Genomic DNA, 14,167 nt, shown 5'->3' with positions numbered 1-14,167 from the left:
CGCACCAGCCTCCGACGAGATGGACGGAGTGCTCGACCTCGAAAGCCGCCTGACCGGGAACAATCACGGGTCGCTCAAGCTGTGGCTGCGCATGCTCTCCTGCACGACGCTGATCGAAACCGAGATCCGCAGCCGCCTGCGTCAAGAATTCGGCATCACGCTGCCGCGCTTCGACCTGATGGCGCAGCTCGACCGCCATCCGGAGGGCCTGCGCATGGGCGAGCTGTCCAGGCGCATGATGGTCACCAGCGCCAACGTCACCGGCATCGTCAACCTGCTCGAGCAGGAAGGGCTGGTGGTGCGCGAGGCGGTGCCCGGCGACGGCCGCGCCTTCAGCATCAGCCTGAGCCCGGCCGGCCGGCGCGCGTTCAGGCGCATGGCCGCGCGCCACGAAGGCTGGATCATTGAGCTGATGAGCGGCCTGGGCGAAGACGAAAGGACGGCGCTGATGACCCTGCTGTCCACCATGAAGCGGGGCCTGGGCGGCCCCGACAAACCACAGAACCAGGAGACCTGATGCCTTACCTCACAGGCGAACGCCACCAGCTGCCGGGCAACCGCAGCGAGCTGGCCGATTACCAGCCGCAGCACTTCCTGTTCGCGCTCGAGCAAGGCGTGGCCACGATCACGCTGAACCGGCCCGAGCGCAAGAACCCGCTCACCTTCGACTCCTATGCCGAATTGCGCGACCTGTTCCGGGCCCTGGCCTACGCGGACGGGGTCAAGGCGGTCGTCGTCACCGGCGCGGGCGAGAACTTCTGCTCCGGCGGAGACGTGCACGACATCATTGGTCCGCTTACCAGACTCGACATGCCGGGCCTGCTCGCCTTTACGCGCATGACGGGGGACCTGGTGAAAGCGATGCGCGCCTGTCCGCAGCCGATCGTCGCGGCGATCGACGGCATCTGCGCCGGCGCCGGCGCGATCCTGGCGCTGGCCTCGGACATCCGCTACGGCACTGCGCGCAGCAAGACGGCCTTTCTCTTCACCCGCGTCGGCCTGGCCGGCTGCGACATGGGCGCCTGCGCGCTGCTGCCGCGCGTGATCGGCCAGGGACGCGCAGCCGAGCTGCTGTACACCGGGCGCAGCATGAACGGCGAGGAGGCGGAACGCTGGGGCTTCTTCAACCGCCTCTGTTCGCCCGAGAGCGTGCTGGCCGAGGCGCGCGCCTTTGCCGCCGCGCTGGCGGCCGGCCCCACCTTCGCGCACGGCATGACCAAGAAGATGCTGCAGCAGGAGTGGAACATGGGCGTCGACGAGGCCATCGAGGCCGAAGCCCAGGCCCAGGCGATCTGCATGGCGACCAATGACTTCCATCGCGCCTACCACGCGTTCGTGGCGAAGGAAAAACCCCAGTTCGAAGGAGACTGAGCACGATGGCCGACCTTGATTACCTGGACTGGCCCTTCCTGGACGGGCGCCACCGCGAGCTGGCGCGCGAACTCGACGCCTGGGCAGCGCGGCACATCCCCCAGCAGCACGAGCACGACGTCGACGCCGCCTGCCGCGCCCTGGTAAAGCAGCTGGGCGCGGCCGGCTGGCTGAAGTACGCGATCGGCGGCACGGCCTGCGGCGGCGCGAGCGAGGCGATCGACACGCGCGCCGTCTGCCTGATCCGCGAAACCCTGGCCCGCCACTCGGGCCTGGCCGATTTCGCCTTTGCCATGCAGGGCCTGGGCAGCGGCGCCATCACGCTGTTCGGCAGTGAGGACAACAAGCGCGACTACCTGGCCCCGGTCGGCCGCGGCGAGGCGATTGCCGCCTTTGCGCTGTCCGAGCCCGACGCCGGCTCCGACGTCGCGGCGATGTCCTGTGCCGCGACGCTCGACGGCGACCATTATGTGCTCGACGGCGAGAAGACCTGGATCTCCAACGGCGGCATCGCCGACTTCTACGTCGTGTTCGCGCGCAGCGGGGAAGCGCCGGGCGCGCGCGGCATTTCCGCCTTCATCGTCGATGCAGACCTGCCCGGCTTCGAGATCGCCGGGCGCATCGACGTGATCGCCCCGCACCCGCTGGCGCGGCTGCGCTTCGACAAATGCCGGGTCCCCGTATCGAAGCGCCTGGGCGCGGCGGGGCAGGGCTTCAAGGTGGCGATGGCGACCCTCGACGTCTTCCGCACCTCGGTGGCCGCCGCGGCCCTGGGCTTTGCGCGGCGCGCGCTGGACGAGGCGCTGGCGCGCGCGACCTCGCGCAAGATGTTCGGCAAGACCCTCGCCGACTTCCAGCTGACCCAGGCGAAACTGGCCCAGATGGCGACCGGCATCGACGCCGCCGCGCTCCTGACCTATCGCGCCGCCTGGCAGCGCGACCAGGGCAGGCGCGTGACCAAAGAGGCCGCGATGGCCAAGCTGACCGCAACCGAAACCGCGCAACAGGTGATCGACGCCGCGGTGCAGATGTTCGGCGGCCTGGGCGTGGTCAGCGAGCAGCCGGTCGAGCGCCTGTACCGCGAGATCCGCTCGCTGCGCATTTATGAAGGCGCGACCGAGGTGCAGCAGCTGATCATCGCGCGCGAGTTGCTGGCAGAAGCGGTTCCCCGCGCCTGACCGGCATGTCAGGCACTCTGAAGCTGAACAAGGAAAGGCAAGACCAATGGAATTCCTGCAACCGGAAGGGTGGGCCAAACCACGCGGCTACGCCAACGGCATCTCTGCGTCGGGCCGGATGGTGTTCGTGAGCGGCATGGTCGGATGGGATTCCCAGGGCGTCTTCCATACCGACGATTTCGCCGGCCAGGTGCGCCAGGCGCTGGCGAACATCGTCGCGGTGCTGGCCGAGGGCGGCGCCGGGCCCGAACACATCGTGCGCATGACCTGGTATGTGCTCGACAAGAAGGAGTACGTCGCCGCCTGGCCGGAGATCGGCGCGGCCTACCGCGAGCTGATCGGCCGCCACTTCCCGACCATGAGTGCGGTGCAGGTAGCCGGCCTGGTCGAGGACCGGGCCAGGGTCGAGATCGAAGTCACGGCGGTGGTGCCGTAGGGGCGGAGCCCATCTGCTTGACGCACTGGTATCGGGTCAGCACATCTCCCGCACGCAGTTTTGGCAAGCCATGCGAACCACCCTCGCAAGTCCTTCCTCGCAGGGCTCGCCCCGGACTCCGCCAAACGTGGGCGCTTAGCGCACACTTAGTCGCTGTACGCCCCCATCGTCCGTTTTGCGCACGGTAGTATTTCGTCATCGACTACACGAACGACGCCGGCATGCCGCCGCCGTCCAACGCATCCTATGACGAGGGCACCTGCATGAATATCCTGACGCTCCACGGGATCAACCTGAATATGTTCGGCAAGCGCGACCCGGCCCAGTACGGAACCGTGACGCTGGCCGAGATCGACGAGCGCGTGCGCGCGCTGGGGCAGGAACTGGGCGCCGAGGTCGAGAGCTTCCAGACCAACTGCGAGGGCGCGATGTGCGAGCGCATCCATGCGGCGCATGGGGAAGCGGTTGATGCCGTCCTCATCAACGCCGGCGCCTGGACCCACTACAGCTACGGCATCCGCGACGCGCTGGCCATTCTCACGGTGCCGATCGTCGAGGTGCACATGTCGAATATCCATGCGCGCGAACCGTTCCGGCATACCTCGGTGATCGCGGACATCGCGCTGGGCCAGATCGCCGGCTTCGGCGTGGACAGTTACCTGCTCGGCTTGCGGGCCGCGGTCGCGGCCGTGCAGGCGCGCGCCTGAACCAGAAAGGAGCACGATCATGAGCACGACGAACGAGCTAAAGAATGAAGGGGCGGCGAGCCCCGGCGCCGCGAAAGCGCGCAAGCTGCTGGTGGGCCTGGTCGGCCGCGGCATCCAGCACTCGATGACCCCGGCGATGCAGGAAAAGGAGGCGCGCGAACACGGCATCGACCTCCACTACCAGCTGATCGACCTGGCAGAGCCGGGCGCCGGCGAAGAAGACCTGGCCGGCCTGGTCAAGGCACTGCGCGCGATCGGCTTTGCCGGCTGCAACGTCACCTTCCCCTACAAGCAGGCCATCCTGCCGCTGCTCGACGGCCTGTCCGAAGAAGCGCAGGCGATGGGCGCGGTGAACACCGTGGTCAACACCGGCGGCCGCCTGGTCGGGCACAATACCGACGGCTCCGGCTGGGCCTGGGGTTTCAAACGGGCGCTGCCGGGCGCCGACCTGTCGCGTGCGGTGCTGCTCGGGGCCGGCGGCGCCGGCTCGGCCATCGCGGACGCGGCGCTGCGCATGGGCATCAAGCAGTTGACGGTGGTCGACATCGACGCCGGCCGCATCGAGGCGCTTGCCGCCAAGCTGAACGAACAGCATGGCGCCGGACGGGTCAGCGCCAGCACCGACATTGCCGCCGCCCTGGAAGGGGCGAGCGGCTTGATCCACGCCACGCCTGTCGGTATGTATTCGGTGCCCGGCTTGCCGCTGCCGGCGGAATTGCTGCGGCCTTCGCTGTGGGTATCCGAGGTCGTGTACTTCCCGCTCGATACCGCGCTGCTGCAGGCGGCGCGCGCGCGAGGCTGCGCCACGGCGGACGGCGGCAACATGGCCGTCGGCCAGGCGGTCGGCGCTTTCAAACTGTTCACGGGCCTCGAGCCCGACGCCGCCAGGATCGATGCGCATTTCCGCGCAATGATCGCGGCCAGGGACCAACAGGGCTGAACGGAGCACGCCATGCGCAAGTCGATCGCCACCGTCTCGCTCTCGGGCATGTTGCCGGAGAAGCTGGAAGCCGCTGCCGCCGCCCGTTTCGACGGGGTCGAGATTTTCGAAAACGATTTATTGCAGTTCCCCGGAACCCCGGGCGAGGCGCGCCGCATCTGCGCCGACCTCGGGCTGCGGATCGAGATGTTCCAGCCCTTCCGCGACTTCGAGGGCGTCGCCCCCGACCAGCTGCTGCGCAACCTGGACCGCGCCGAGCGCAAGTTCGACGTCATGGAGCAGCTCGGGACCGAGCTGCTGCTGGTGTGCGCCAACATCTCGGCCGATGCATCGAGCGACCTCGACTTGCGGGCCGAGCAGATGGCGCTGCTGGCCGAACGGGCCGCGCGGCGCAAGCTGCGCATCGCCTTCGAGGCGCTGGCCTGGGGCGGGGCGGTCAGGACCTGGCGCCAGGTCTGGGACATCGTCCAGCGCGCCAACCGTCCCAACCTGGGCGTGGCGCTCGACAGCTTCCATACGCTGGCGATCCGCGACGACTGGCAGGGGATCAAGGATATTCCGGGCCAGCGCATCTTCTTCATGCAGCTGGCCGATGCGCCCTGGGTGAATACCGACCCGCTGACGCACAGCCGCCACTACCGCAGCTTCCCCGGCCAGGGCGAAATGGATGTGACCGGATTCGTCGGCGCGGTGCTCGACAGCGGCTACAACGGGCCGATGTCGCTCGAGATCTTCAGCGACGAGGTGCGCGCGGCGCCGGCGCGCAGCACCGCGCTCGATGCCATGCGTTCGCTGCTGTGGCTGGAAGAACAGGTGCGGCACCTGCCTTCGCTGAAGCACCCGGAGCGCACCCACGGCCAGCTGGGGCGGGCGGTGCTGCTCGATCCGCCGCCGCCCCCCGTCCTGCACGGCTGGGCCTTCGTCGAATTCGCGGTCGACGGCCCGACGGCAAGCCGGCTGCGCGAATTCCTGTTCCTGCTCGGCTTTTGTCCGATCGGGCGCCATCGCTCCAAGAACGTCGAATTGCTGGGGCAGGGCGACGTGCGCATCGTGTTGAACCTCGAAGAGGATTCGTTCGCGCGCGGCTATTTCGACCAGCACGGCAGCTCGGCCTGCGCGGTGGCGCTGGCCTGCGACGACGCGGCAGCCGCGCTGGCGCGCGCCGAAGCGCTGGGCGCGACGCGCGTCGAGGGCCAGGTCGGCCCGAACGAACTGACGATTCCCGCGGTGCGGGCGCCGGACGGCAGCCTGGTGTATTTTTTTGACACCCACCAGGGCGGCAGCCACGGCTTCGAAGCCGATTTCGTGCTCGACGCCATGCCGGAGGGCGCAGCGGCGCTGGACACCTGCCTCGGCACGGGCGCGCGCATCGACCATATCGCCGCGGTCCTGCCGCCGGGACAGCTCGACAGCTGGGTGCTCTTTTATCGGGCCCTGCTGGGACTGGAGCCGCAGCCGAACACGGTCCTGCACGACCCCTACGGCATCATCCGCAGCCGCGCGCTCGAGGCGCCGAACCGGAAGGTGCGCTATGCGCTCAACGTGTCGGACCGTCCCGGCACGGTGGTCGGACGCACCGTCGGCCAGTTCGGCGGCGCCGGCATCCACCATATCGCCATCGCGGTCGACGACGTCGTCGCCACGGTGCGCCAGCTGCGCGCACGCGGCATGCCGATGCTGGCGATTCCCGCCAACTACTACGACGACCTGGGCGCCAAGTATGGCATCGAGCAGGCCACGCTTGCGGCCTGGAGCGAGCTGGGCGTGATGCTCGAGCGCAGCGGGGAGGGCGAGATCCTGCATGCCTACAGTACCCCTTTCGACAACCGCTTCTTCTTCGAGCTGATCGAGAGGCGCCACGGCTACCAGGGCTATGGCGCCGGCAACGCGCCGTTCCGGCTGGCGGCGCTGGCGCACTGGGCCAGCCGGCATGGCAATCCTCCCCCGGTCAACCAGCACACCACCCACGATCCTCTTTCCTGAAAGCGAATGCATGTTCGACATCCTTGCCATCATCAGCCCCATCTATATCGCCATCCTGGCCGGCTACGCCGCTACACGGATGGGGCTGTTCAGCAAGGCGGACATGCGGGTTTTCGGTAAATTCGTCATCAATTTCGCCTTGCCGGCGCTGATCTTCAACGCGATTTCCCAGCGTCCGATCGCCGAGGTCCTGAACGCCGGCTACATGGCGGCCTACCTGGGCGGTTCGCTCCTCAGCATGGCCCTGGGCTTCCTGTGCGCGCGCCGCCTTGCCGGACTGGACCACGTCGGCAGCACCTTCGCAGCGATGGGCGTGTCGTGTTCGAACAGCGGCTACATCGGCCTGCCGATCCTGCTGCTGACCATGCCGGCGCTGGCCAGCGTGGCCCTGGCCATGAACGTGATCATCGAGAACGTGGTGATGATCCCGCTGCTGCTGATGATGGCCGAGAGCGGCCGCGAGGGCGCCGGCCCGGCGCACCGCGTGTTCTTCCAGACCGCGGCCCGGGTGGCGCGCATGCCGCTGGTGCTGGGCCTGGCCGCCGGGCTCGCCATGAGCCTGCTCGGCTGGAGCCTGCCGGCGGCGCTGGCGCGCAGCGTGACCCTGTTCGCGCAGGCCACCGGCGCGCTGTCGCTGTTCGTCATCGGCGGCACCCTGGTCGGTCTGCCGCTGCGCGGCATGGGACCGGGCGTGCTGGCGATCGCCATCGGCAAGCTGGTCGGGCATCCGCTGGCGGTGCTGGGCGTGGCCAGCGCGCTGTCCTGGGTCGGCATCGCCCCGCCTGGCCCGGCGCTGCTGGCCGCCGGCGTGGTGATGGCGGCGGTACCGATGCTCGGCATCTATCCGATCCTGGCCCAGGCCCATGGCCTGGCCGACCGCAGTGCCGCGGCGCTGCTGGTCACCACGGCGCTCTCCTTCCTGACCCTGAGCACTGGCCTGTGGCTGCTGCGCGCACACGCCTGACACCACCGGAGGCGCGGACACCGTGTGCGCATCGCGGCCACCGTGGCCGGCATGCGCCCATACCTTATTCCGATGCTATGATATCGGCGTCTTTGCGAGCACAAGGGTCGCCATGAAAAGGTCAGTCGAAGTCCCCCAGCCGGCCGAGCAGGCGGCACAGAATGCGGCCCAGCATGCGGCACCCCGCGCCGGCCGCGCCGTTCCGCTTGCCTTCGACGTGCAGGCGCAGATGGCCGCGGCCATGGAGCACTACAAGGACGACCCGGACTTCGTGACCGCCCTGGCGCGCGGCCTGGCGGTCATGATGGCGCTGTCGGAAAAGCGGCGCCGCATTTCGATTGCCCAGGTCAGCCATGTCACCGGCATTCCGCGCGCCGCGGCACGGCGCAGCCTGCACACGCTGACCAAGCTCGGCTTCGTGGCCATGGACGAGGCCAATCTGTTCTACCTGCGGCCGCGCATCCTGTCGCTGAGCCATTCCTACCTGTCGGCCTCGCCGCTGGCGATGCTGTCCCAGCCCATCCTCGACAAGCTCGGCGAGGAGATCGGCGAAAGCTGTTCCCTGGCCGTGCTCGACAGCGACGAGATCGTGTATCTCGCGCGCTCGTCCGCTTCGCGGGTGATTTCCCCGTCCCTGAACGTGGGGCGCCGCATTCCCGCCTACTGCACCTCGATCGGCCGCATCCTCCTTGCCCACCTGCCCGACGCGCAACGCGATGCCTATCTGCGCAACACGCGCCTGCAGGCCTATACCGAGCACACGGTGACGGACCGCGAGGAGTTGCGCACCATCCTGGCGCAGGCGCGCGCCAACGGGTTTGCGTTCTCGCGCGAGCAGATCGAACCGCGCCTGTCCTCGCTGGCGGTGCCGGTACGCGACGCCGCCGGCCAGTATGTGGCCGGGATCAACGTCCTGCTGCAGGGCCGGCCGCCGACTCCGCAGGAAGCGGCGGCCAGATATTTTCATCCACTGAACGAGGCCGCCAAGGCCCTTGGCCACCTGTTGCTGTTCTAACGGCGTGTGGCGAAATCAAGCCTGGCTGGCGCGCCTGTTGGGTCGCCCAAGCGCCTCGGCTGGCCCTGGCTTCGATCGCGGCCGACCCTCGCTCCCGGCGCGGCAGCCGGGAATCGTTCTCCAGACGCCAAGGTAAAAAGATGCCATGCCGGATCTTTTCTCGCTCGTCTATAGCCGCGCGCAATGGGAATCCATGTGACCCTTGAGATTCCTCAAAGGTCGGCCTTTGTCATGCCAGGAAGCCGCCAGTCTAACCGCTTACGCCGGCGAACAAGCTGGTAACGCGGCCATGCCGTCTATCGCATCGACATGACGAAGGAGACTGCAATGAACGACAATCCGGTAGCAAGCCTTGTTTCCGAGCGGGGCATTCAGCGAACGCCAGAGATCGGGTACACCGCCAAGCTCAAGGAGCAGCAGGACCGTGCCGCAGCCGCGCGTTTCGAGGCGAGAAAGGCGGTCCGGCAACAGGCCGACAAGCTGAAGGACCAGGGATTATTCCTTGAACTTGCAGACCCGGCAAAGATTGCAGAGCGTGCCGCGCGCAAGGGAGGGAAGGCGCAGGCAAGTCCGAATCTCGTACAGGCGGTGATCAGCGCCGCAAAAATGCCCGCGCGCAGCATGAGCGCCGCCATTGAACGCATCATCGGCAGCAACGACCTGCTGCCGGTGGCCTATTTCGGGCACGGCGCCCTGGCTGCCGATGCGGTCGGGCGCGTGGTCACGACCGACGGGCAAGGTCACGAGCTCAGCTATGGCACCGGCTTCCTGGTGGCGCCAGGCGTGATCCTCACCAACCACCACGTCTTGCCGGATGCGGACACGGCTGAGCTGAGCGTCATCCAGTTCAACTATCAGGCAGGGGTCGACGGGCAGATGGAGCGTTTCGACGTTGCGCACATCGACAAGAATCGCTACCTGTCGAACGAAGAGTTGGACTTTGCCCTGGTCGGCATCATCCCGGCAGCGGGATCCCGCCAGCGGACCGTGTTGCCGCTGATCGCCTCCAGCGCGAAGATACTCCCGGACGAGCCGGTCGCGATCATCGAGCATCCCCGGGCCCTGCCAAAGCAGGTGGCCCTGCGCGAAAACAAGGTTGTCGACCTGCTGCCCGACTTCGTGCATTACACAACCGACACCGAGCCCGGCGCATCGGGATCGCCCGTATTCAACGACCAGTGGGAAGTGGTGGCGCTGCATCATGCGAGTGTGCCTGCCGGTGGCACGGGTGCGGCGGGCGCGTCGGCAAGCTGGGTTGCCAACGAAGGAGTCCGGATCAGCCGTATCGTGGCCTACCTGAAGGAATTGCACAGCCTGTCGGCACCGGTTCAGCAGATGGTCGCCGCCGTCTTGCAGCAGGAGGCGTTCACGCCCTTGCCCAGCCTGGATGGCGGCGGCGCAGCAGCAAGCCCGGCATCCGGGCCCGCTGCCGCACAGGAAAAGCAGGCGGAAAAGATGACCCTGGCGCCGGGATCCCAGGTTTCCCTCGACGCGGGCGCCTACGTGACCGAGATCACGATCAGCGTGCGCCCGACCGACGCGCCCGCGCGCCTACCGGGCGCGCGCGACGAGGGGCTGGTGTCGGACGTGGCACGTGGGGCGGCCAGGGTCGCCGACCAGGTGCTCGGGATGGTGGGCGTGCAGACCAGGCTGCCTGCCTTTGTCCAGACGCTCGAGCCCGGCGATGTCCTGCTGTACAACGGCACGGGAATCCTGTCGGATGCGATCAAGTATTTCACCAACAGTGACGTCAGCCATGTGGCTTTGTACCTGGGCGGGGATGGCAGGGGCCTGATCGGCGAGGCCGTGGATGCCGGGGTCATCCGGGATGCCCCGGAACAGAGTTTCCCAGGTCACAACTGGGTCGTGGTGCACCGTTTGCGCGACAAGCGCGACATGACGCCCGTGCTCAACCGGGGCAATTACTATCTGGACAAGAAGCTGCAGTACGCCTACCCGCAGCTTGTTTTTCTCGGGATATTGCTGCTGACGAAAAAGTTACGCCCTTCCGGCATCCTGGGGAAAATGATACAGGCAGTGTCGGTGGCTGCGTCGGAGGCCCTCAACCGCTTCCTCGAAAGCGGAAAGGAACTGATGATCTGCTCGGAATTCGTGTACCGGGCCTATGACGAAGCGGTCAGCGGCCAGGCCAACCCGTTTCACCTGGAGATTCCCGGGATCGCCAGGGAAGCCTACGCCCCGACAGCGCCCGCCATCGAGGAGGGAAGCATCGCCGCCACCCTGCTGGCGCAGCCGCAGCTGCTGCAGCCGGGTTTTGCCGAGGCGGCCGAGCGTGCGGTCGTGCAGTTGCCGCTCAACCAGGAGCTGCTTCAGAAGCAGGCTGAAAGGTTGGTGGCCGAGTACCTGGCCGAGGTCCAGTATGGCAGGCCGCCGAGCGAGCCGGTCGAGCCGGTCGAGCGCCTCGTCCCGCAAGCGCAGCTCGGCGCGGCCGTGTCGAGGTTTGCGATCACCCTGGCCGCCGTACGCCACCAGGCCGCCGGAGCAGGCAAGGAGGAAGCACTGGCGGCCGCGACCCAACCGGCGGCCGTCGGGCAGGAGCTGCCGCCGGCGCTGCAGGCACTGTTCCGGACGCCCGCCGATTTCGTGACGCCGGCGGACCTGCGGCGCTCGTCCAGCCTGACCGAGGTCGGCCGCGTTTTCTGAGGCCTGCGCCCGCTGTCCCGGCAAGCTGCGGCTATCCCGCACCTTGCCGGGCAGTACAGCAAGCCGACTGCCGGACCCCGGATACGCTGGAGGCGCTTAGGCGGCGGCCTTGACCCCGCTTCCGCCGTGCACGCTCTGTTCGCGCAGGTGCTTGTACTCTTCCTTGTCGACCGGCACGGCGTCCCGCTTGCCCAGGTCTTCCATGCGGATGCGGTGGGTTTCGCGGGCGCTCAGCGCGGCCAGCGCGGCAATCGCCGTCACGATCAACGCCAGGGTGCCGACCGTGGTCGGGATGTCGCGCGCGCCCGGAGGCGCCACGGCGGCGAAGACTGCCGGCAGCATCGCCGTGACCAGGGTTCCCAGGTTCTGCGAGATCGCCATCGCCGAGACGCGGGTGCGGGTCGGGAACAGCTCCGGATAGAAGCTCGGGAAGACGGCGTTATACCCCTGGTACACGATGCCCCACATCAGTACCGACATCACGACCGCCAGCGGGACGTTGTGGATGCTGATGGCGTACAGGTAGCCGAAGGAGAGCAGGCCCGAGCCGATCGCGCCGACGATGATCGGCGGCTTGCGGCCGATCTTGTCCGACAGGTTGCCGACAAAAGGAATGACGAGCACGGCCACGATATTGCCGATCACCGGAATCCACAGGTAGACGTCTTTCGAGAAGCCGATGCCGTAGCCCGGCTGGACCGCATAGGCGGCGCCGAAAATCGTCGCCACCACCGGGATCACGTTCATCAGCGCCATGCAGACGACGCGCAGCATGTCGCGCCAGCTTTCCTGCACGGCCTGCAGCATCGGCGCCTTCGGAACCTTGCCGTCGACGCTTTCCTGCTCGAAGGCCGGGGTTTCCTCGACGTTACGGCGGATCATGTAGCCGACGACGATGACCGCGAAGCTGAGCAGGAAAGGAATGCGCCAGCCCCAGGAATTGAAATCATCCTCGGGCATGTAGTGCGCCAGCGGCAGGAACACGGCGGCCGCCAGGATCTGGCCGAACTGCACGCCCTGCAGTGTGAAGCTGGCGAAGTAGCCGCGCCGTCCGAAGGGCGCATGCTCGAGGATCATCGAACTGGCGCCGGAGATCTCGCCGGCGACGGCGAAGCCCTGGATCAGGCGCATGATGACGAGCAGGGTGGGCGCCAGCATGCCCACTTGCTGGTAGGTCGGCAGCAGGCCGACGGCCATGGTCGAAAAGCCCATCAGGAACATGCACACGACGAGCACATGTTTCCGGCCCCGGGTGTCGCCCCAGTGGCCGAGGACGAAGGCGCCGATCGGGCGCGCGACATAGCCCACGCCATAGGTGGCCAGCGAAGCGATGATGGCGGTCTTCGGATCGCCCTTCGGGAAGAAGATCTGCGGGAAGATCAGCGAGGCCGCGGTGGCGTAGATGAAGAAATCGTAGTACTCGAGCACCGAGCCGATCCAGCCGCTCAGTGTCGCCTTCTTGGTCTGGCTGCGGTCGTGCGCAGTCTCGTTTAGCGTGGTAGCCATGGTGTCTCCTGGTTCGTGCAAAGTGTTGGACTGTATGCCTGAAGCGATTGGGAAAGGCGCTCAGAAACGATGGAGGATGCCGAGCTGCAGGCCGGTCAGCCTCCTGCCGTTGATCGCGTCCCCCGCCAGGTTGGCCGAGGGGGCGGCCGAGCTGCTGAAGCGGAAGCCCGCGTTTGCTTCGTTCTTCAGGTAGCTGAGGAAGCTGTACAGGGTAGTGCGCTTCGACATCGCGTAATAAGCGCCGGCGTTGGCGCCGCGCGCGCCGGCGTCGCCACCCGAGGTATCGTGCATGACGCCATACAGCGCCCCGACGCGCAGGGCCGGCGTGACACGGTAATCGGCCGAGATCTGCCAGATATTGTAGTAGCGCCCGGCATTCGGATCGGTGCCGGCGAAATAATTGTTCGGAGAGCCGACATTGCTCAGGATGGTGGCGGCGTTGCGCCCGTTGGCATTCCCGGTCGAGTTGTTGCTGCGGACAAAAGCCAGGTAGACCGTGCCGGCATCGTATTTGTAGTTGGCATACAGGTGCTGGTAGCTGACCTTGTCGGGGACGGTGGCCGTCAGCCGGTTCGGGGTCGCCTGCAGGCCGGCATAACCGAGCCGGAACGGACCCTTCTCGTAATCGAGCGCCGCCTGGTAGACCGGCCGGTTGCCGCGCGTGGCGCCGCCGTTTTCCGGCAGTGCATAGTGCAGCGACAGCATCAGGCCGGCGACGCGCGGCGTGCGGTACGAGATATCGTTGTCGTAGCGCGAAGGGACGCCGAAGGTGTTGATCACGGAACCGAAGGTGGTGCGTTCCGTGTAGTCGATGGGGCCGCCGGTGAGGAAGATCTCGGTATTCTGACGGCCCACGCGCACTTCCCCGGCCGGCGTGTTCATGCCGACCCAGGCCTGGCGGTCGAACAGGCGCGAGCTGTCGGCCTGGGTGCCGGTGTCGGCGCCGATGCCCATCTCGAGGTTGTACTTGACCTCGTAGCCCTGGCCCAGCGCCTCGCTGCCGCGCACGCCGAGGCGGGTGCGCAGGATGGCGCCGTCGTTCAGGCCGGTAATGTGCTCGCCGTTGCTGCTGTGGATATAGCCGAGGTATTCGTCGACATCGCCGTAAATCGTGAGGGCGGATTGGGCCTGGGCCATGCCTGTCGAGGCAAGCAGGGCCAGGGCGCCTGCGATTCTGGTTTTCATCATGTCTCCATCGTTGAGTATGTCCGGAGCGGCCTTCTGTGTGCCACCCGCATCGCCCCGGGTTATGGTTGTGCGATGTGAAAATGTTAGAACAAAAATCACGGACAGGTTGGGCGATAATCGAATATGTGTGCGCTAGTCGCCCATTGAGTTCATAATTGACACGGCCCGATCCCGCGACGGCAAACCCAATACGGGAGACTATGCGTGGCGGGTGG

The 14,167-nt window shown here is 67.1% G+C and carries 12 protein-coding genes; 10 read left to right on the top strand and 2 right to left on the bottom strand.

Going from position 1 to position 14,167, the window contains the following annotated elements; genetic code table 11:
• Positions 1-19: 19 nt before the first annotated feature.
• The 10 genes from LPB04_RS18620 to LPB04_RS18575 all read left to right on the top strand — a co-directional run bounded on the left by LPB04_RS18620 (position 20) and on the right by LPB04_RS18575 (position 11,258).
• The gene (locus LPB04_RS18620; protein ID WP_193689079.1) at positions 20-517 is read left to right on the top strand and encodes a MarR family winged helix-turn-helix transcriptional regulator; all 498 of its coding nucleotides are present in this window, start codon (positions 20-22) and stop codon (positions 515-517) included.
• Complete coding sequence (locus tag LPB04_RS18615) at positions 517-1,371, top strand: enoyl-CoA hydratase family protein (protein WP_193685982.1); 855 nt, start codon at positions 517-519, stop codon at positions 1,369-1,371. The genes LPB04_RS18620 and LPB04_RS18615 overlap by 1 nt, the downstream gene beginning before the upstream one ends.
• Before the next feature lie 5 nt (positions 1,372-1,376).
• On the top strand, positions 1,377-2,549 hold the full coding sequence (locus LPB04_RS18610; RefSeq protein WP_193685981.1) for an acyl-CoA dehydrogenase family protein: 1,173 nt from the start codon (positions 1,377-1,379) through the stop codon (positions 2,547-2,549).
• A gap of 46 nt (positions 2,550-2,595) precedes the next feature.
• Positions 2,596-2,985, top strand: coding sequence for a RidA family protein (locus LPB04_RS18605; RefSeq protein WP_193685980.1), 390 nt, complete (start codon positions 2,596-2,598; stop codon positions 2,983-2,985).
• Between the two features lie 263 nt (positions 2,986-3,248).
• Positions 3,249-3,692: a type II 3-dehydroquinate dehydratase gene (gene aroQ / locus LPB04_RS18600; protein WP_193685979.1), complete on the top strand. Its 444-nt coding sequence runs from the start codon at positions 3,249-3,251 to the stop codon at positions 3,690-3,692.
• A 19-nt stretch (positions 3,693-3,711) separates the two neighbouring features.
• The gene (locus LPB04_RS18595) at positions 3,712-4,632 is read left to right on the top strand and encodes a shikimate dehydrogenase (RefSeq protein ID WP_193685978.1); all 921 of its coding nucleotides are present in this window, start codon (positions 3,712-3,714) and stop codon (positions 4,630-4,632) included.
• Positions 4,633-4,644: 12 nt separating this feature from the next.
• Positions 4,645-6,615: a bifunctional sugar phosphate isomerase/epimerase/4-hydroxyphenylpyruvate dioxygenase family protein gene (locus tag LPB04_RS18590; protein WP_193685977.1), complete on the top strand. Its 1,971-nt coding sequence runs from the start codon at positions 4,645-4,647 to the stop codon at positions 6,613-6,615.
• Positions 6,616-6,625: 10 nt separating this feature from the next.
• The gene (locus tag LPB04_RS18585; protein ID WP_193685976.1) at positions 6,626-7,579 is read left to right on the top strand and encodes an AEC family transporter; all 954 of its coding nucleotides are present in this window, start codon (positions 6,626-6,628) and stop codon (positions 7,577-7,579) included.
• Positions 7,580-7,691: 112 nt separating this feature from the next.
• Positions 7,692-8,594, top strand: a complete 903-nt coding sequence (locus tag LPB04_RS18580) for an IclR family transcriptional regulator domain-containing protein (protein WP_193685975.1) — start codon at positions 7,692-7,694, stop codon at positions 8,592-8,594.
• A 327-nt stretch (positions 8,595-8,921) separates the two neighbouring features.
• Positions 8,922-11,258, top strand: coding sequence for a trypsin-like peptidase domain-containing protein (locus tag LPB04_RS18575; RefSeq protein ID WP_193685974.1), 2,337 nt, complete (start codon positions 8,922-8,924; stop codon positions 11,256-11,258).
• A 96-nt stretch (positions 11,259-11,354) separates the two neighbouring features.
• On the opposite strand, the gene LPB04_RS18570 is transcribed toward LPB04_RS18575, so the two are convergent.
• On the bottom strand, positions 11,355-12,764 hold the full coding sequence (locus tag LPB04_RS18570) for an MFS transporter (RefSeq protein ID WP_193685973.1): 1,410 nt from the start codon (positions 12,762-12,764) through the stop codon (positions 11,355-11,357).
• A gap of 60 nt (positions 12,765-12,824) precedes the next feature.
• Entirely contained in the window at positions 12,825-13,949 is a 1,125-nt protein-coding gene (locus LPB04_RS18565; protein ID WP_193689078.1) for a porin, read from the bottom strand.
• Between the last annotated feature and the right edge of the window lie 218 nt (positions 13,950-14,167).

Source organism: Massilia litorea, from assembly GCF_015101885.1.
Lineage (GTDB): Bacteria > Pseudomonadota > Gammaproteobacteria > Burkholderiales > Burkholderiaceae_D > Telluria > Telluria litorea.
This window is presented reverse-complemented; position numbering and strand designations above follow the sequence as displayed.